Source organism: Mucilaginibacter sp., assembly GCF_028288205.1.
In the GTDB taxonomy this organism is placed as follows: domain Bacteria; phylum Bacteroidota; class Bacteroidia; order Sphingobacteriales; family Sphingobacteriaceae; genus Mucilaginibacter.
The window spans coordinates 15,531-35,370 of record NZ_JAQBOD010000055.1 but is presented as its reverse complement, the minus strand read 5'-3'; the positions used below and the strand labels follow the sequence as shown (position 1 = coordinate 35,370).

Below are 19,840 nucleotides of genomic sequence, written 5' to 3'. Positions count from 1 at the left end.
GTGATTAGAGATTGAAGATTAGATATAGTGTGGATATACTATCTAAATAACTTCGTCATTCAATATTCGGTGTTCAAAATTTATTAGTTGTCACCCAAATAACAAAAAATAAAAAAAGGGTAAGCTACTTTTATCGCACCGCTCAACTCTCTACCCTTGCTGCGTTCCCACCCTGGGGGAGTTCAAGAGGAGCTGGCCGTAAAAGACTTACCCCGGCGCAAATATAGCAAAAGGTTGGTTTTTGAGTTAATAAATTGTTAAAAAAGGACTAAGATTCTTAGGATTAGAGGATTATAAGATCTTACTTAATCAAGGTTATCATACAATCCTAAGAATCATGGTTCAGACAAAATCTCTAAAACAAACTTATCTGCTGGCTATTCACCGGCTTTAATAACGATGGTTTCGGCGGTGCAAGGCTGTACTGCGCTTTACCTTCAAATTGTAGTTCGGTAAAGGGTTCCCATTTGGCAAAGCTGGCAAAGGTTTCGCGTTGCAGCACGGTAAGCGCATTAACGGTAAAGGTTTCTTTCCACTCCATAGCTTTAAAGTGCGGCCATAGTTTTTCAAAATCAGCCACGGGTATGTTGCGGCAAATGGTGATATGCGGTACCATGAACTCTTTTATACGCAGGTGCTGCTTCAGCATTTTAAACCAATGGCTGGTTTCGGGTGTGCTGCGTATGCGGGCGTAAATGGTTTTAAAATCTTCGCCGTGGTTAAAGTAATCAAAGCCATCAATGGTAAGGGTTACGGGGGGTATAACACATAACCTTTTCCTGAAGGCCAATATATCCGGTTCGGTTAAAAAGGTTTTTTGGCGATGCATCATTTTAATAGAGATATGCGCTATTGCGTGCATGCTCTCATAATTGCCTATCACACTTGCCGCATAAAACTTATGATTATGCACCACGGCTTTCACTCTATCAGAAGGAGAAAGCAACATTAAAAAATCTGTATAACCTTTCATACACTTTAAATTTACGGGAAACAATAATACTAATATTTTTAGCATTTATGCAAATTAATTTTATATTTGTGGTATGGAAGCAAAGCGCTGTATAGTACATATTGATCTGGATTCCTTCTTTGTATCGGTCGAGCGTAAGTTTAATCCCGACCTGATTGGCAAAGCAGTTTTAATAGGCGGATCGGCAGACAGGGGGGTGGTAGCCTCATGCAGTTACGAGGCGCGTAAATACGGTGTACACTCGGCCATGCCCATGCGGCAGGCCATGAAGCTTTGCCCGCATGCCATTGTGATACGTGGTAGTCACGGGCGCTATAGTGAAGCCTCACGGCAGGTTACACAGATCATCCATGATAGTGTACCCCTTTATCAAAAAACATCAATAGACGAGTTTTATATAGATATGACAGGCATGGAGCGCTTTCATGATTGCTATAAATTGGCTACTGAACTTCGCGCGCGTATTACCAGGGAAACCGGCCTGCCTATTTCCTTTGGAATGGCATCCGGCAAAACAGTTGCTAAAATGGCTACCAACGCCGCCAAACCAAATGGACAGTTGCTTATAGAACACGGTAAGGAAAAAGAGTTTATGGCGCCGCTATCCATCCGTAAAATACCTATGCTGGGCGAAAAGACCTGCCAGAAGCTATACCAATTCGGCATTGAAAAAATTGGCGACCTGCAACGGGTAGAACTTAAATTTTTAGAGACGGTTTTTGGCAAGCATGGCCGTTATATATGGGAGCGGGCAAATGGTATTGACGAAAGCGAGATAGTACCGCATAGCGACCGCAAAGCCATATCAACAGAAAATACTTTTCATACCGATGTAGCCGACAAGAAAACGCTGGAAACCGTACTGGTATCTATGACCGAAGAGCTGGCCTTTAAACTTCGTCAGGAAAACAAAGTAGCATCATGTCTTGCTATAAAAATACGTTACGCCAATTTCGAGACCCATACCGTACAGGAAAAAATAGCCCTCACCGCTGCCGAGCATATACTAATACCCGGCATAAAAAACCTGCTCACAAAAGCCTGGAACCAGCATAGGCCCATACGCCTGATAGGTGTTAAACTAAGCAACTTATGCCAGGGCAGCTACCAGATAAACCTTTTTGAGGATAACGAAGAGCGCATTAAGCTATATCAGGCTATGGACAAGATCAACTTTAAATTTGGCGATAAAACGGTTTGCCGGGCAGCGGGTATGGCCATTGGTACCAGGAATTTTAATCCGTTTTTGAGGGATTAGGCAACTCCACGCGTCATTGCGAGGAGGAACGACGTGGCAATCTCTACATGATAGGTCGACGGCTTTTATTACCACTAACATTTTGCTTATTGATTAGTATGTGTAGAGATTGCCACGCTTCGCTCGCAATGACGTGTTGGATATGGTCATTTTGAATTCCCCTGCACTTTCACTATCTTAACCCTGCAATAACAACTACAAAACAGGCTTATGGCAGGTACCGGTACAGAACAGTTAAAGCGGGTATTAAAACCTGTGCATTTATGGGCAATTGGGGTTGGGCTGGTTATATCCGGCGAGTATTTTGGGTGGAACCTTGGCTGGGCCGTTGCGGGCACAATAGGGCTTTTAATAGCTACGTTGGTAGTCACCCTGATGTATGTTACCTTTATTTTTAGCTATACAGAACTTACCGCCGCTATACCACACGCGGGCGGCGCATTTGCTTATGCTTACCGGGCCATGGGGCCATTTGGCGGCCTGATAGCCGGTTATGCCACACTCATAGATTTCTTGCTGGCTACGCCTGCTATAGCGGTATCATTGGGTAGTTACCTGCATTTTTTATATCCTGTTATCCCCATAATGCAATCGGCGTTGTTGTTTAACGCGGTATTTATTTTGCTGAATATATCCGGAGTTAAAGAATCTGCTACCTTTTCGGTTTTCATTACCATATTGGCAGTAGCCGAATTACTGCTGTATATGGGCATAGTAACCCCTCATTTTAAAATGGTAAACTATATAGCTAACCCCATGCCATTTGGTTGGGCGGGAGTATTCGCCGCTTTACCATTCGCGGTATGGTTTTATTTGGCGATAGAAGGTGTAGCCATGGTAGTTGAGGAGGTTAAAGAACCTAAAAAGAATATACCTAAAGGGTATATATCAGCCATAATAACACTGGTTTTTTTAGCATTAGGTGTAATGATATTAACAGGCGGCGTTACCGACTGGCGCAAATTAAGCAACCTTGATTATCCTTTGCCCGAAGCCATAGGCATTGTATTGGGCAAAGCCAACGGGTTAACCAAAATATTTGCCAGCATTGGCTTATTCGGGTTAATAGCATCCTTACATGGCACTATATTAGCATCGTCAAGGCAGGTATTCGCAATGGCGCGCAGCGGGTATTTACCAAGAGGATTGGCGCAAATTAACCATCGGTTTAAAACGCCGCATTGGGCGCTGATAGTAAGCGGACTGGTAAGCTTTATAGCCATATACATTGGTACAACCGCACAGATCATTATACTATCTGTATTAGGCGCGGTGGTAATGTATATGATGAGTATGGTTAGCCTATTTATGTTAAGAAAAAAGGAACCCAATTTAGAACGGCCATTTATCTCGCCCTTTTACCCAATATTTCCGGCTACGGCATTGGTTATATCGTTGATATGCCTGGTTGCAATTATGTATTTTAGTGTAATAGTTAGCCTTATATTTTTTGCCATATTAGCTATGGCCATTATAATTTTTATGCTGATGGGAAAACATAAAGTAAAGATATTGGACGATGTACTTTTAGAGGTGTAGGGTAAAAGGTTTTAGCGGACAAAAAGGTAGTCATTTTAAAATCGGACGGACAGTACTAAATAACATAATGATTAATGACCCAATGACCAACTAATGTATAGATATACCATAAAAAGCAAAGTATACAGGTTTGAGGATCTAAAAACCCTGCTTGCCAGGGCATCGCCATACCGGTCGGGTGATGAGCTGGCAGGGATATGTGCCTCAAGCTATGAAGAGCGTGTGGCAGCGCAGATAACTTTGGCAGATGTGCCTTTAAAAACATTCCTGAATGAAGTAGTTATCCCCTATGAGCATGACGAAGTAACAAGGCTTATTATTGATACGCATGATACTGAAGCTTTTGAACCGATAAGCCATTTAACCGTTGGTGAGTTTTGCGACTGGCTGTTAAGCGATGATACCACAACCCAAATCTTGCAAAGCATTGCAACTGGTATAACCCCCGAAATGGCTGCAGCGGTATCTAAACTAATGCGTAACCAGGACCTGATCGCGGTAGCAAAAAAATGCGAAGTGGTTACCCGGTTTCGCAATACCATTGGCTTAACGGGCCATTTCTCAACCCGCCTGCAGCCTAACCACCCAACAGACGACCCGAAAGGCGTGGCAGCAAGTATTATTGACGGGCTGCTTTATGGCAGTGGCGACGCGGTTATTGGTATTAATCCGGCAACGGATAGCCCCGCGGCTGTAGCTAATTTATTAATCCTGATAGATAACCTGCGGCAGCAATTTGATATACCCACGCAAGCGTGTGTACTTAGCCATATCACCACAACCATACAGCTTATTAATGAAGGCGCACCGGTTGATCTTTGCTTTCAATCTATTGCCGGTACAGAGAAAACCAATTCAAGCTTTGGTATCAGTTTAGAATTGATAGAAGAAGCCTACCAGGCAACCTTATCATTAAAACGAGGTACGGCAGGCGATAATGTAATGTATTTTGAAACCGGGCAGGGTAGCTGCCTGTCGGCCAACGCAAATTTCGGGGTTGATCAGCAAACTTGCGAAGCGCGTGCCTATGCTGTGGCAAGGAAATATAAACCATTGTTAGTCAATACAGTTGTAGGGTTTATCGGTCCCGAATATTTATATGATGGCAAGCAAATTATACGTGCAGCTTTGGAGGATCATTTTTGCGGGAAATTGCTTGGTCTGCCTATGGGGGTTGATGTATGCTATACCAACCATGCCGAAGCCGACCAGGACGATATGGATAATCTGCTTACCCTCTTAGGGGTAGCCGGATGCAATTTTGTGATGGGTATACCGGGTTCTGACGATATTATGTTGAATTATCAATCCACCTCATTTCATGATGCTTTATACCTGCGTAAAGTATTAGGCCTGCGCCCCGCCCCTGAATTTGAACTATGGTTAATTAAACAGGGGATAGTTGATGATAAGGGCAATTTATTATCGGTTGATTCAATGCATGGATTGCTTAAAGCGGGTAAAATATGAAAAAGGCAATTAAATCGGCAGAGCTATTAATTGCACTACAAGAATTTACGGCTGCACGTATAGCTATTGGGCGGGCGGGTACCAGTATCCCGCTTAAAGAATCGCTGGAGTTTAAATTAGCCCATGCCCACGCGCGGGATGCTGTATATTCAGAATTAGATATTATTGGATTAACAGATAGCCTTAAACAATTTAATTTACCCGTATTACATCTGCAAAGTATGGCCGGCTACAGGGAGCAATATTTAAAAAGACCAGACCTGGGCAGGAAATTAAATGAAGCATCATTAACCAGGTTGGCAGATCATCATGTGCCAACAGATATATCCATAATTATAGCCGACGGATTATCAGCAACTGCAGTTAATGCAAATGCCGCAGGTTTGTTAGAAACATTGATGCCAATGCTGCAAGCAGTAAATTTTAAATTGGCTGATATAGTACTTGTTGAACAGGGAAGGGTAGCTATAGCCGACGAAATAACATCAGCATTAAAAGCTAAATTATCATTAATATTGATAGGTGAACGGCCCGGATTAAGTTCGGCAGATAGTATAGGGGCTTATTTAACTTATAACCCTAAACCGGGTTTAACAGACGAATCAAGAAATTGTGTATCTAACATAAGGCCCGGTGGCCTTAACTATAAACAGGCATCAAAAAAGATATTTTATTTAATACAAGAATCCTTTAAAAGAAAACTTTCGGGCTTTCTTTTAAAGGATAACGCGGGATTATTGAAATAACAGGCGTTAAATCAATTATCATCCATCTTTTTATATTTTTGGATATACCCCTGGAAACCTATAGGGTCAAGATTTGGATCTGTAAAAATAACCTGTACCTGCACAACATCTTCTGTTATAATACTAACAACAATTTGGGCAACATTAGTCATATCGGTTGTGCCGGGTTTTGGGGTTATCAGCATATTGTATTGGTATGGATTAGTTGAAGGCACAGTTTTTTGCGACTGATAATCAAAATTGGTTGTGTGAAACTTGGCTTTTATACCCGCGTTGATAATTTTATCTCCGCCATAATAAGGTAAGTTACACTCTGCTACACCATGCGAAATACTAAGATAAGGCGAGCCGGATAAAAGTATTTGATTCATATTTTTAGGAAAAGCTTTTTCCATAATTATAGTAAAATCGGCGGTGTCAATCATTTTTTGATAAGCCGCCATTCTTGCCGCTTTTTTATCCACCTTTTGTGCTTTTACCGAATTTATGCTTAATAAAGCAACTGTAAAAATCAATACGGTTTTTATTAATGTGTTCATTCTCATGGTTTTTTTTGGTTTATTGGTAGTTAGTATGAATTTTTAAAGCTAATAAGTTTTTAAATAAAAACCATATAGTTACTTTTCCTTTTTTTGCTCTTCAATAGTTCCGTTAAATGATATAGACTCTCTGTTAAGGCTGGTAACCTGCAATGATGCATATCCATCGGCTGATATAGAAAGCCTCAATAATTGCACATCTTTTGAACCAGATGTTTCCCTGTCTTTTGGTTTTATAACCACATCCCAGTTGCCTTTTTTGTTTCGTTCCGCTTTATAATCAAAATGAATGGTGTTTAATTTTATGCCTCCATCGCTTGCATCCATTGGTGCAATATATGCCCTGCCAAAATAGGGCAGATAAATAACTAACTTGTTTTTTGAGACAGATACGCTATATTCTCCGCTTAGCTGTTTACCGCCACCATGTAAGGGCAAAACATAATTGGCATTAAAAATATAATTTTTAGCGTTTATAATTCTGCTTGTTTCGACTGATCTGGCAGCTTTTTTATCCGCTTTCGCGGTTTGTGCATTAACAGTGTTGAAACTGTAAACACAAATTAGGGTAACACCTAATATTTTAAGTAATCTTTTCATTGTAAGTAGGATTGATAATATATCAAAAGGTTTATTATAGAATAAAAATACTCAAATATTGTTTAATAAAAAAGCCGCCCCAATAACAATCGGGGCGGCTTTTTGTAGTATAATTATTTATCAGATCAAATTAACACTCCGGTTAACAAATTCAGTTAAATCGGCACCGGTTAGCAATCCCTGTGAAAGCAAGGCAAGGTCAAACGCTTGTTTAGCTAATTGCGATTGCACATCTTCATTCTCGTCCTGTAATATGCGGCTTACCAATTTATGGTTGCCATTGACTATTACTTTATAATTATCAGGCATGCTGCCATAAAAGCCCATTCCGCCACCCATTGCTGCCATATCTTTCATACGGCGCATAAACTCGTCCATAGTTACAGTTACCGGTAATTCATCCGGATTAAGGCTTTCCAACTCAACTTTATAAGCAGGGCGGTTTATAGCCTTATCAAAAATGGCTTTAACTTTGGTAGCCTCCTCTTCTGTTAAAACATGCGCCGGAGCATCATCCTTTTTTATCAACTTATCGGCCACATCAGCATCAACACGCTTTAAAGATGTTTTTTCCAGCTTTTGCTCCAGTTGGCTGATAAAATGATTGTCGATAGGCGAATTCATCAACAATACATCATAGCTTTTTTTATTGGCAGATTGTATAAACGCGTCCTGTTTAGACGGATCATTAGTATAGATATATATCAGCTGGCCATCTTTATCAGTTTGTATTGGTTCAACCTTAGTTTTGTATTCGTCTAAAGTAAAATTCTCTTTAGCGGTATTGGTTAACAAAACAAAGTCTTTCGCCTTATCATAAAACTTGTCTTCGCTTATCATGCCGTATTTTACAAACAGGCCAATATCGGCCCATTTTTCTTCATAAGCTTTACGGTCGTTTTTAAATAGCTCTGCCAATTTATCAGCTACTTTTTTAGTGATGTAGCTATTTATCTTTTTAACATTGCTATCAGCTTGTAAAAAGCTGCGGGATACATTCAGCGGAATATCCGGCGAATCAATAACACCATGCAGCAACATTAAAAATTCAGGTACAATATCTTTTACTTCATCAGTAATAAATACCTGGCGAGAGAAAAGCTTGATCTTATTACGTTGAATCTCAAAATCATTTTTCAGCTTAGGGAAGTATAATACACCTGTTAAATTAAATGGATAATCAACATTTAAGTGTATCCAGAACAACGGATCCTCAGTAAAAGGATATAACTCTTTATAAAAAGCCAAATAGTCCTCATCCTTTAAATCAGCAGGTGCTTTTGTCCAGATAGGGTTAGTAACATTAACAATGTTATCAACCTCTACATCAATATATTTTGGTTTACCTTCTTCATCAACCCCATCTTCAACAGATTCTGTTGTTGTGCCGAATTTAATAGGCACAGGCAAGAAACGGCAATATTTATCAAGAATTTGCTGTAAACGTTGTTTATTTAAAAACTCTTCAGATTCTGCATTAATATGCAGGGTTATTTCAGTCCCGCGTTCTGCCAGGTTGCCTTCGCTTATTTCAAACTCGGTACTTCCATCGCAGGTCCAATGTGCAGGTTCGGCACCTTCCTGGTATGATAGGGTTTCAATTTCCACCTTATCGGCTACCATAAATGCAGAGTAAAAACCTAAACCAAAGCGACCAATGATCTCGTTAGCATCTTTAGCTTCTTTAAACTTCTCCATAAACTCGGTAGCGCCCGAAAATGCTATCTGGTTAATATATTTTTTTATCTCATCGGCGGTCATGCCTAAACCATTATCAGAAATAGTAATGGTTTTTTTCGCTTCATCAAAAGCTATTTCAACACGCAAATCGCCCAGATCGCCATTATACTGACCCAATGACGCCAAACGTTTTATTTTTTGCGTAGCATCAATAGCGTTCGATACCAGCTCCCGTAAAAATATCTCGGTATCAGAGTATAAAAATTTCTTAATTATCGGAAAAATGTTTTCGGTGTGTATCGAAATGGTTCCTTTTTCTTGCATAATTTTATTATTGATTTTCTGGTTAATGATTAGTAACAAATCCTGCTCATCAATGAGCGTTCCAAAGAGGGATGATTGTCAAATTGGCAGTAATCCAAATCAGGGATAGATTTAAGGAGGTAGCCCTGCAAAATATAGAATGGTTGTAATTAGTTAACCCAATCTATTCAGAAAAGCATTTAATACATCTCGCAAATTTTCAATCGTATCCTTATCTTTGATATCCCCATCCATATCCATTTTCGATCGTACAAATTGTATTAACAAAGTTGGCCCAATTTTAGCCGATAACGCACGCAGAGTTAACAATAGCGAAGCATACGCATTCTTGCCGCCTAATGATGCGGTGATAACAGCCACGGGCTTATCAACTAATGTGCTGCTTGATACCATCCAATCAAGCATGTTTTTTAATTGGCCGGGTACACCAAAAGCGTATTCGGGTGTGCAGATGATTATGCCATTGGCCTCCGTCAATAACTTACGTAATGAAGCTACTGATGCAGGCGGATTATCGGTATCCAAGCCGGGATCAAAAGGTGGTATTTGTGCAAGATCGTTGTAGATGTTGTATTCAATATCCGCAGGCACAATTGAACTTAAATATTGTAAAATAGCATGGTTGGATGAACCCTGGCGTAAACTGCCTGATATGGCTAAGATATTTTTCATGGTTTTAGAGCCGGCAATTTATTACATCCTTGTCTAATTAACTAATGTTGTTTCACTAAGTTGTTTCATCGGTGTTTAACAGCAGGTAAATTAACCAATTTTCAATGTGTTGATTATCAAATCAATAGTAAAATTTTATGCTTACTCTTACAAACGTATAAGTTGTTTCATTTTGTTTCACCACATTTTATCAATCATCTAATAGTCAACATTTTAAGCAAAAATATTGTTTCACATGTTTCATTTGTTTCACTTATTCGTGAAACAAATGATCGCATCCAAATCTAATGGCAATATGCTGACTAATGCCTATTGATGCGAACCGCAATTAATACTATTTTTGTGCTTCATTTTTTAATTCGATGTCTGAAAATATTGAACATGTTAAATGCCTGATAATTGGTTCGGGTCCTGCCGGATATACAGCTGCCATATATGCTTCGCGTGCTGACCTGAAACCGGTTATGTATACCGGAATGCTTGCCGGCGGCCAGCTTACCCAAACTACCGATGTGGAGAATTTTCCGGGGTATCCTAACGGAATCATGGGGCCCGAAATGATGGAAGATTTTCGTCATCAGGCCCACCGTTTGGGTACTGATATTCGTTTTGGATACGTAAGCTCCGTTGATTTTTCGAGCCTGCCGCATAAGGTTGTGGTTGATGAAAACAAAACCATATTGGCCGATACCGTTATTATATCAACCGGCGCGTCTGCCAAATGGCTTGGGTTGGAGTCCGAACAAAAATATAGTGGTTTTGGCGTATCTGCCTGCGCGGTGTGCGATGGTTTCTTCTTTAAGGGCCAGGATGTAGCCATAGTAGGAGCGGGTGATACTGCTGCCGAAGAAGCAACCTATTTGGCTAAATTATGCCGTAAAGTGTATATGATTGTTCGCAGGGACGAGTTTCGTGCATCAAAAGCGATGGTGCACCGTACTTTAAACACGCACAATATCGAGATACTGTACAATACCGAAACTAAAGAGATTTTAGGCGACGGACAAAGTGTGAACGGTGTTAGCGTGTTTAACAACAAAACAAACGAAGAAAGAGATCTGGATGTTACCGGCTTTTTTGTAGCCATAGGCCACTCGCCTAATACCGAAATATTTAAAGAGTGGATAGATATGGACGAAACCGGCTATATCAAAACCAAACCCGGCTCAACACAAACCAATATAGAAGGCGTGTTTTGCTGCGGCGATGCACAGGACCATATTTATCGCCAGGCGGTTACCGCCGCGGGCACAGGCTGTATGGCAGCAATTGATGCCGAACGCTACCTGGCTGCTAAAGAACACCCGGTTATTGCTTAATAAAATTTAATTTATATATAAATAGCTGCCCGAAAAGGCAGCTATTTTACTTTACAGCAATTTTTTTACGTAGCAAATGCAGATTAATTTTTCAAATCTGCTAACTTCACGATCTTTATTAATCGGTTAACTTATAACTATGTATAAGAAGATATTTTTATTGCTTTTTAGCTTCCTTTACCTTTCTGAATTTATTGTAAATGCACAAGGTGCTGATCCTAATTTAGGGATAATACCGGCCCCTGTATCCGTAAAAAAGGCCCCCGGCCAATTTGTTCTTAGCCAGGAAACCGTATTACAAACTGATAGCTTAGACACAAGGCCGGTAGCTTTCTTAATAGATTACCTGCAGAACAAAGCGATACTTCGTATTCAGCCCAAACCTTATACCGGGCAGATTATAAATAGCATCATTTTAACCAGTTCAGGTACAGATGGTTTACCTGCCGAAGGTTATCGTTTAACCATAACTCCTCAAAATATTACCATTGCCGCTAAAGATGCCGGAATGTTTTACGGCATACAAACCCTGATACAATTAATGCCCTTAGAGCGTGCTGCAACTGCCAAATTACCCTGTGTGCAAATTGAAGATTATCCCCGCTTTAGCTATCGCGGATTTATGCTGGATGTATCCCGCCATTTCGCTTCAGTCGAGCAGGTTAAGAAATACATTGATCTGATGGCAGCTTATAAACTGAATAATTTTCACTGGCATTTAACTGATGATCAGGGTTGGCGCATAGAGATAAAAAAATATCCAAAGCTTACCGCGATTGGCAGCAGGCGCGCAGAAAGCCTTATAGGCAATTACCATGACCGTACCCCCCAGCAATTTGACAATACACCTTATGGGGGCTTTTATACCCAGGACGAGATACGCGATGTGGTAAAATATGCTGCTACAAGATACATTAATATTGTGCCCGAAATTGAAATGCCCGGTCATTCGGATGCCGCGTTGACTGCTTATCCCGAGTATGGCTGTAATCCGCCGGATACCTATAAAGTATCCGGAACCTGGAGTGAACGGCACGATGTGTTTTGTCCAACGGAGAAAACATTTACCTTTCTGCAAGATATTTTAACAGAAGTGATGGAGCTCTTCCCCGGAAAATATATTCATATAGGCGGCGATGAAGTAGCAAAAGACGATTGGATAAATAATGATTTCTGCCAAAAGCTTATCAAAAAATTAAAGTTAAAGGATGAGAAGGGCTTGCAAAGCTATTTTATCTCGCGCATGGAACAGTTTGTTAACTCAAAAGGGCGCAGCGTAATTGGCTGGGACGAGATATTAGAAGGAGGTTTAGCGCCAAATGCTACGGTTATGAGCTGGCAAGGCGAATCGGGCGGTATACAAGCCGCAGGGTTGAGCCATGATGTTATTATGGCACCAAGCAGCCAGGGCCTTTACTTTGATCATGCACAAGGTAAACTGGGTACAGAACCTTTAGGAATAGGTGGTTACGCGCCTATACAAAAAAGCTATGCTTATAATCCTGTTCCGGCTGTTTTAACACCTGAGCAGCAAAAATTTGTAATTGGTGTGCAAGCCAACCTATGGACAGAATATATACCTACAGCTAATAAGGTGGAATATATGTTATTGCCCAGAATGCAATCGTTGGCAGAAATAGCGTGGACACAGTTAGCCAATAAAAATTATACAGATTTTTCTGAGACACGACTGCCTGCGCATTTAGCCTGGTTTGATAAAAATAATTTTAATTACCGGGTGCCATCTACTATTGGCGCAAAAGATACTATCATATTTGGTAACCAGTTAAAGGTCGATCTCAAATCGTCTGTAAAAGGTGCAAAGGTTTACTATACTATTGATGGTTATACACCCAGAGAAACTGATTTTGAATACAGCACACCGGTAATTTATAATGTACCGCCTGATCAATACCGCGAATTACAAACCATTGTAATAACACCTGCCGGCAAGCGAAGCACAGTTACCAAAACCGTGGTTTATAATAAAACACTATTACCTGCGGTTAAGTATACAGCTACTACCGCAACCACAGGGTTACGTTACCAGGTTTTTCCGGGCGAATTTAATACTACCGCCGATTTTAAAATATCAGATAATACAGATACATTGGTAGCAAAAAGCTTTAATACACTTACCTTTAGAAAAAATATGCCGGCGTTTGGGGTAATATATAATGGTTTTATACGTATTGATGCTGATGGAGTTTATGGATTTTCAACCCTGTCTGATGATGGGTCGTTGTTATTGATAGATGATATACCGGTTGTTGATAATGACGGCAAGCATCCTGTATATGAAAAGGGTGGTTCTGTTCCTTTGCAAAAAGGGTATCACCGTTTTACCTTGAAATATTTTAATATAGGAATAACGGGTAGTTTGCGGGTTTTTATGACCATACCGGGTAAACCAAGTGGCGAGTTATCAGCAGATTCTCTGTTTAATTAAACCAACCTACAATGAGAATAAGATTTTATTTTTTTATTTTAATTGGCTGCGTTATCCTGGCGGGTTGTACCGGGGATCAGAAAAAAGCAACTAATTTGACCAACATAGTTAAACCTTCGGCTATAATGGATCCTTTCAGATATCATAAGCTGATAGAGGTTTCACCCGGCCAATATTACGATGTTTTAAGCTGGGGCAGGGGTGCGGTTGATACCGGCTCATTTTTGATATTACACTCCGATTCATCAGGAAAAAAATATACTACCACAACCGGCGATCTTAACGGTAAAATAGTAGATGTTTATAATGCCGATATGGATGTAGACGGTCATCCCGAAATATTGATACAGGCAAAGGGAAAAGACACTATTACTTACACCACTATTTATGCTTTTGAATTTTACGATAATAAAGTGCAAAAACTTGATTTTCCTAAACTAAGCAACTCACAAAAAAAGGGATATCGTGGTAATGACAATTTTTATATAGCAGAAGGAAAATTTATAAGGGAGTTCCCGATTTATACCGGAAGCGGAAAAGATGCTAAAACAACCGGGCAAAAACGAAAATTAGAATATAGTTTAAACAGCAATAGTTTTACGGTAAAACAATTAAGCAAAGATTCAACATTGGTTGCTGATAAGGCCACAGTACAGCAGCCTGTTAAACAATCATCCGCAGAAACAACTACCACAACTAAAAAAGCCGATAAAAAGCGCCATAAAACCGAAGTACATAAAAAGAAACGAAGAAGACATCATAATAATGAGGGATAATAGATTGCAACATACTACTGCACCCTCAGCAATGGCGCGTTTTTATAATCATTTTACCAACCTTATCATATCCTTCGCGTTTTTCACGCCCACAGCGTCATAGTCGTTATTAAAGTAGAACCAGCCTTGCTTTGCTTCAGTATTTTGTTTAACCGCGTCAATTACTTGCTGCAAAAATCCGATAGAGTAAGGTGAACGATATAAATTAGGTACCCCATGAAAACGATAATATACCGATGGCATATTTTGGATAACATCATCAGGTAAAGTTGGGTGGCTCATGCCGCAAAATGTGATTTTGTGTTCGGTTAATTTTTTATATACATCATCCCGCCACCAGCTAACATGCCGCAGCTCTAATACATTATTAAATGACGGGTCAATGCTGTTGATAATACGTTCCAGCTTTTCTTCATCATAATGAAAGCTTGGGGGCATCTGGAATAGTACCGGTCCTAATTTTTTCTGTAAGCCATTATTAATGGTATCGTAAAAGCTCAAAACAAGATCGGCTGTATCATTAAACTTTTTATAATGAGTAATAGCTCTTGGCGCTTTTACGGCGAAACGAAATTCTGCCGGGCTTTTCTGGTACCAGTTCTGCAAAAACGATAATTGCGGAAAACGATAGAAGGTAACATTAAGTTCCAGTGTATCAAAATGCTCACAGTAATAATCAAACCACTTGCGTTGTGGTAAGCCTTCGGGATAAAATTTGCCCTTCCAGTCATTATAATGAAAACCTGAACAACCAATATGCCATTCCATAAAAAGGTAACTATATCGGTATAGTTTTGTTTTGCAGAATGTAGCGGTGCAAAATATTGCGTCTCTGCGCTCCGTTTATATTAAAAATTCGCACATTTGTATATCTGCACATTTGCACATCCAAGAAATGCACTTTCTATATCCTGCCTTTTTATTTGCATTAATATCCATGGCCATACCTGTATTGGTTCACCTGTTTAATTTTAGGCGGTATCAAAAGGTATATTTTAGCAATGTCCAGTTTCTTAAAGAGATACAGGAGCAGCAATCGTCTCGCAGAAATTTAAAAGAACGATTAATATTAGCGGCTCGTTTATTGGCCCTTTTCTTTTTGGTATTAGCATTTGCCAGGCCATATATTGCCAGTCAACACAACACAAATGCCGGATCCCAACGTATTATCAGCGTTTTTTTAGATAATTCTTACTCTATGCAAACCCTTAACAGGGAAGGTTCATTACTTGACGAAGCTAAACGCCGGGCAAAAGAAATTGTATCGGTTTATTCAATGAATGATCGTTTCCAACTGCTTACGCAGGATTTTGAAGGTAAACATCAGCGATTATTAAGCCGCGACGAATTTAATGACGCGATTGATGCGGTAAAAATAAGCCCGCAAAGCCGCAATCTTCAACAAATAATTAACAGGCAGCAAAACTTGTTGAATATACAACCCGGTGCCAGCCGGTCAATTTACATCGTATCAGATTTCCAAAAGAATATTGCCAACAGCCAGCCATTAAAAATTGATACCGGGGTGCGTATTAGCCTGGTACAATTAGCCGCAAACACACCTGCAAATGTTGCGGTTGATTCGGTTTGGTTGCTAAGCGCTATACATCGCCCCGGCGAAACCGAAAAACTGGTAGTGAAGCTACATAATTATGCCGGCGAGAACTCAACCAAGATCCCGCTTAAATTATTAATTAATGGCGAACAGAAGGCTTTGGGCGGTTTTACCATCAACGCGCGTTCTGTGCAAAATGACACGCTTACATTTTCAGGGTTGAAAGCAGGATGGCAACGCGGAGAAATAACATTGCAGGACAACCCGGTTACGTTTGATAACCAATTTTATTTCAGCTTTAATGTAAAGCGGCAAATGCCGGTGTTGCTTATTGACGGCGGTATGCCTAATCCATACCTTAAAGCGGTTTTTGGGGCCGACCAGTTCTTTGCAGCCAACCGGGTACCCGAAGGTAATGTTGATTACGCGGCCTTAAATACTTATCCATTAATTGTTATAAGTGATGTTAAAGCTGTTTCGGCAGGATTATCACAACAATTAAAAACCTATGTGAGCAAAGGCGGTACATTAGCAGTGTTTCCTGCCGCAGATGCGGATATGGGTAGCTATAAATCATTTTTACAGCAAATGGGCGCGGCTTATCCCGCAAAACTGTCAACAGAAAACATTAGAGTATCGGCTCTTAATATGCAAAACCCGGTATTTAAAAACATTTTCGAAGACTTTCCTAAAAACCCCGATCTGCCGGTGGTTAAAAAGTATTACCAGTTAAGCACATCATCCGGCAGTAATGAAAATTTAATGCAGTTGCAAGGTAATCAGCCTTTTTGGGCCGAATACAATAGCGGTAAAGGCAAGGTATATGTATCTGCAGTGCCATTAAATGAAGATTTTAGCAATTTACCGCGCCACGCGCTTTTTGTGCCTGTTATGTTCAGGATAGCATTATTAAGCGGGCATGACCAGCCTCTGTTTTATACCCTTGGTAATGACAAAACCATAGAGACAGCACCTGTACAAACATCTGAAAAGCAATTATTGAAATTAATTAAAGGCAAGCAAAGCGTCATTCCCGATATAAGGCAGCAGGAGGGAAGTACGTTGTTATATCTATCTGACCAATTACAGGAAACTGGTCTGTATGATCTTAAAAAACAGGATAGTATTGTTTCTGTAATGGCTTTTAATGATAACAGGAGCGAATCGGATATGAGCTATTATACACAGGCCCAATTAGATAAAATAGTACCTAATAAAAGTAATGTAATACAAGCCGGCAACGGCTCATTAAAAGATATTGTAAGCCAAACAAATTTCGGTGTGCAAATATGGAAACTTTGTATAATTTTGGCATTGATATTTCTGGCTGCCGAAATACTGCTTGTTAAGTATTATAAAGATGGTAAACAGGTGTTTTTGCAAACAGAAGAATCAACCTCAATCAACACATAAGGCTAATGAATTTGCTTATCAAATCCGCTACAATTGTTGACCCCAACTCACCATTCAATAATAAAGTTGCTGATATTTTAATAAAAACCGGAACTATTGCAGAAATAGCCAAAGACATACAAGCTGATACGGAAGTTTTTGATGCCAAAGGCAAACATGTTTCGCCCGGTTTTTTTGATCTGAACTGTAATATTGGCGAGTTAGGGCTTGAAACAAAAGAAAATTTACAAACCGGAACAGCCGCTGCCGCAGCAGGTGGCTTTACAGGTATAGCATTAATGCCAAATACCCAGCCACCGGTACATTCAAAAGCCGAAGTTGAATATTTGCTTAACCGCGCCAAGGGCAATTTGGTAGATGTATATCCTTTAGGTTCCTTGTCGCATAAACGAGAGGGTAAGGACCTGGCCGAAATGTATGATATGTACCTGAGCGGAGCCAAAGCTTTTACAGATGGCAATCGCCCGGTACAGGACGCAGGGTTAATGGAACGCGCCTTGCTTTACACCAAAGGTTTTGAAGCCACTATATTTTCTTATCCTGAAGATACTGCAATAGCCGGTAAGGCAAAAGTAAATGAGGGTAAAATGAGTACCTTGCTGGGCATGAAAGGTATACCTTCATTAGCAGAAGAGCTGATGATAGCACGCGATCTTTATTTAGCTGAGTATACGGAGTCTAATATTCACTTCAGCACGATATCGACTGCCCGGTCTGTTGAACTGATAAGAGAAGCACGTAAAAAAGGATTAAAAGTAACTTGCGATGTGGCTGCACATCACCTGGTACTTACTGACGACGCATTAGCGGGCTTTGACAGCCTTTATAAAGTAAAGCCACCCTTGCGCACACAAAATGATGTTGACGCGCTTATAGCGGGTTTAAAGGATGATACCATTGATGCTATAGTATCGCAGCATACCCCGCACGAGATAGAATTTAAAAATGTTGAGTTTGAAGTTGCCGAATTTGGGATAACAGGCTTTCAAACCGTTCTTTCACTGGCAATAAGGGCCGGATTGGCGATCGACCTGATCATTCAGAAATTAGTTATTAACCCACGTAATATATTGAAATTGGAAGTTCCGGCTATAGTTGCAGGGCAAAAAGCTAATCTTGTTGTTTTTAATGCGACCGCAGAATGGACGTATAGCAAAGAGAATAACAGATCAAAATCTTATAATTCTCCTTTCATAGGGCAGAACTTAAAAGGACAAGTATTGTTAACCTGTAACAATAATCATATATTTAAATCGAACAAAAAATGATCGACCCTAAAATAGAAGTAGCGCTTGGCGCCGCACTGCAGGCATTTTCGCAACAGAGCGGTTTAGATGTTAGCCATATACACCAGGAATTTCAAACCGTATATGAACTGGAAGATGATTTTTTAACCAAAGTTGACGCTTTAGATGAGGTTTTTAATAATCATCCGCAGCTGGAAGTTTTACGGGAGGTGTTTTTTGATCTGCTGATGATTAACTTTTTTAGCGCTGACGTAAAGAAGCTGGAAGAAGATTACCTTGATACGCCCGAATGGGAAGACATTGAGGAGCAAACGTTAGACAGAGGTACAGAGCTTTTAAACTTACTGCTTTATTTGAATGAGTGCGAGGACGAAGATATTGAGCCTGAACTGGAAGATTATCTGAAAGAGTTTTTACTGGTGGATGAAGATGAGTTTCAGGATGAATACCGTATTTATGAGCCAGTTATAGCACACCAGGTATTAATGGAAAGCCCGGTTGAAGAAATAGCTAAGGTAGCTGTTAAATTACCGGAAGATTCAGAGTTAAAAGAGCTGTTTTACCCAATGATGTGCTTTTTTCAGAATACCAATCCTACTGCCGACGAAAAGAATAATATTGCTGCCAACGCGGTAAGCAAAGACTTTGACATGGCTGTGTTTTCTATATTAGAATCATTTATTTAAACCTAAATCAATTATAATGGAAGAAGGAATTAAACCAGCAGCAAGAAATAACCCCACTGTGGTAGCTACCAAGTGGGCGTTTATAAACGCATTAACTGCTATTGTAATTACTTATGCGTTTGAGTTTTCGAATGTTGATCCCAATTCGTCATTAAAATATCTTTCCTATATTCCTTTTATTATCTTTTTGTTTTTAACACAAAAAGAATTTAAGGATCGGATAGGTGGTTTCATGACTTTTGGTGAGGGATTTTCAGCGGGTTTCAGGTATGCGTTATTTACCGGTTTAATTATGGCTGTATTTATTTATTTGTATTGCGCCGTACTAAGCCCTGCGTTTTTTGACAAAGCAATAGAAGCTTCAAGGGCTAAAATGGAAGAACGTAACATGTCAAGCGAGCAAATTGATAAAGCAATGGAGATTTCAAAAAAATGGGGGCCTTTAATGGCTGCTTTTGGTACTGCAGTTGTATACCCTATTATTGGCGCTTTAATCAGCCTAATAGGTGCTGCAATATTTAAAAAAGAACGCTCAGCCTATGATATAGTTGAGGATGCGGTGGATCCTACAGTGTAATAAAATACTTTTCTAAC

General features: G+C 39.9%; 17 protein-coding genes and 1 other RNA gene. 11 read left to right on the top strand and 7 right to left on the bottom strand.

What is annotated here, in order from left to right; all coding sequences use genetic code 11:
- Positions 1 to 114 precede the first annotated feature (114 nt).
- An RNA gene (gene ffs, locus JWR23_RS12520) (signal recognition particle sRNA small type) lies at positions 115 to 213 on the bottom strand.
- A 142-nt stretch (positions 214 to 355) separates the two neighbouring features.
- Positions 356 to 973, bottom strand: coding sequence for a 2'-5' RNA ligase family protein (locus JWR23_RS12515; RefSeq protein WP_299516460.1), 618 nt, complete (start codon positions 971 to 973; stop codon positions 356 to 358).
- Between the two features lie 73 nt (positions 974 to 1,046).
- On the opposite strand from JWR23_RS12515, the gene dinB reads away from it, so the two are divergent.
- The 4 genes from dinB (at position 1,047) to eutC (ending at position 5,986) form a co-directional block, all read left to right on the top strand.
- Complete coding sequence (dinB, locus tag JWR23_RS12510; protein WP_299516458.1) at positions 1,047 to 2,231, top strand: DNA polymerase IV; 1,185 nt, start codon at positions 1,047 to 1,049, stop codon at positions 2,229 to 2,231.
- A gap of 210 nt (positions 2,232 to 2,441) precedes the next feature.
- Positions 2,442 to 3,770, top strand: a complete 1,329-nt coding sequence (gene eat / locus JWR23_RS12505; RefSeq protein WP_299516457.1) for an ethanolamine permease — start codon at positions 2,442 to 2,444, stop codon at positions 3,768 to 3,770.
- A 93-nt stretch (positions 3,771 to 3,863) separates the two neighbouring features.
- Positions 3,864 to 5,240, top strand: coding sequence for an ethanolamine ammonia-lyase subunit EutB (locus JWR23_RS12500; RefSeq protein ID WP_299516455.1), 1,377 nt, complete (start codon positions 3,864 to 3,866; stop codon positions 5,238 to 5,240).
- Entirely contained in the window at positions 5,237 to 5,986 is a 750-nt protein-coding gene (gene eutC, locus JWR23_RS12495; protein ID WP_299516453.1) for an ethanolamine ammonia-lyase subunit EutC, read from the top strand. The genes JWR23_RS12500 and eutC overlap by 4 nt, the downstream gene beginning before the upstream one ends.
- 11 nt (positions 5,987 to 5,997) lie before the next feature.
- Here eutC and JWR23_RS12490 read toward each other — a convergent pair whose 3' ends face one another.
- The 4 genes from JWR23_RS12490 to JWR23_RS12475 all read right to left on the bottom strand — a co-directional run bounded on the left by JWR23_RS12490 (position 5,998) and on the right by JWR23_RS12475 (position 9,801).
- Positions 5,998 to 6,525: a DUF4251 domain-containing protein gene (locus JWR23_RS12490; RefSeq protein ID WP_299516451.1), complete on the bottom strand. Its 528-nt coding sequence runs from the start codon at positions 6,523 to 6,525 to the stop codon at positions 5,998 to 6,000.
- Positions 6,526 to 6,603: 78 nt separating this feature from the next.
- On the bottom strand, positions 6,604 to 7,125 hold the full coding sequence (locus JWR23_RS12485) for a DUF4251 domain-containing protein (protein WP_299516449.1): 522 nt from the start codon (positions 7,123 to 7,125) through the stop codon (positions 6,604 to 6,606).
- A 120-nt stretch (positions 7,126 to 7,245) separates the two neighbouring features.
- Positions 7,246 to 9,129 carry a molecular chaperone HtpG gene (htpG, locus tag JWR23_RS12480; protein ID WP_299516447.1) on the bottom strand — a complete coding sequence of 628 codons (1,884 nt, stop codon included), beginning with the start codon at positions 9,127 to 9,129 and terminating at the stop codon, positions 7,246 to 7,248.
- A 153-nt stretch (positions 9,130 to 9,282) separates the two neighbouring features.
- Positions 9,283 to 9,801, bottom strand: coding sequence for an NADPH-dependent FMN reductase (locus JWR23_RS12475; protein WP_299516445.1), 519 nt, complete (start codon positions 9,799 to 9,801; stop codon positions 9,283 to 9,285).
- Between the two features lie 362 nt (positions 9,802 to 10,163).
- Between JWR23_RS12475 and trxB the strand changes: the two genes are divergently transcribed.
- The 3 genes from trxB to JWR23_RS12460 all read left to right on the top strand — a co-directional run bounded on the left by trxB (position 10,164) and on the right by JWR23_RS12460 (position 14,345).
- On the top strand, positions 10,164 to 11,120 hold the full coding sequence (gene trxB / locus JWR23_RS12470) for a thioredoxin-disulfide reductase (protein WP_299516443.1): 957 nt from the start codon (positions 10,164 to 10,166) through the stop codon (positions 11,118 to 11,120).
- Positions 11,121 to 11,259: 139 nt separating this feature from the next.
- On the top strand, positions 11,260 to 13,569 hold the full coding sequence (locus tag JWR23_RS12465) for a family 20 glycosylhydrolase (protein ID WP_299516442.1): 2,310 nt from the start codon (positions 11,260 to 11,262) through the stop codon (positions 13,567 to 13,569).
- Positions 13,570 to 13,580: 11 nt separating this feature from the next.
- Positions 13,581 to 14,345, top strand: a complete 765-nt coding sequence (locus tag JWR23_RS12460; protein WP_299516441.1) for a hypothetical protein — start codon at positions 13,581 to 13,583, stop codon at positions 14,343 to 14,345.
- Positions 14,346 to 14,393: 48 nt separating this feature from the next.
- Here the strand turns inward: JWR23_RS12460 and JWR23_RS12455 are convergent, their stop codons facing one another.
- On the bottom strand, positions 14,394 to 15,113 hold the full coding sequence (locus tag JWR23_RS12455; RefSeq protein ID WP_299516440.1) for a DUF72 domain-containing protein: 720 nt from the start codon (positions 15,111 to 15,113) through the stop codon (positions 14,394 to 14,396).
- A 127-nt stretch (positions 15,114 to 15,240) separates the two neighbouring features.
- On the opposite strand from JWR23_RS12455, the gene JWR23_RS12450 reads away from it, so the two are divergent.
- Genes JWR23_RS12450 through JWR23_RS12435 form a run of 4 tightly spaced genes read left to right on the top strand, consistent with a single transcriptional unit; the run spans position 15,241 to position 19,823 of the window.
- Positions 15,241 to 17,313, top strand: coding sequence for a BatA domain-containing protein (locus JWR23_RS12450; protein ID WP_299516439.1), 2,073 nt, complete (start codon positions 15,241 to 15,243; stop codon positions 17,311 to 17,313).
- 5 nt (positions 17,314 to 17,318) lie between these two features.
- A complete protein-coding gene (locus JWR23_RS12445; RefSeq protein ID WP_299516438.1) occupies positions 17,319 to 18,581 on the top strand; it encodes a dihydroorotase family protein in 1,263 nt (420 codons plus the stop codon).
- Positions 18,578 to 19,246, top strand: coding sequence for a hypothetical protein (locus JWR23_RS12440; protein ID WP_299516436.1), 669 nt, complete (start codon positions 18,578 to 18,580; stop codon positions 19,244 to 19,246). Before JWR23_RS12445 ends, JWR23_RS12440 begins: the two co-directional genes overlap by 4 nt.
- A gap of 16 nt (positions 19,247 to 19,262) precedes the next feature.
- On the top strand, positions 19,263 to 19,823 hold the full coding sequence (locus tag JWR23_RS12435) for a DUF4199 domain-containing protein (protein ID WP_299516434.1): 561 nt from the start codon (positions 19,263 to 19,265) through the stop codon (positions 19,821 to 19,823).
- Positions 19,824 to 19,840: the final 17 nt, after the last annotated feature.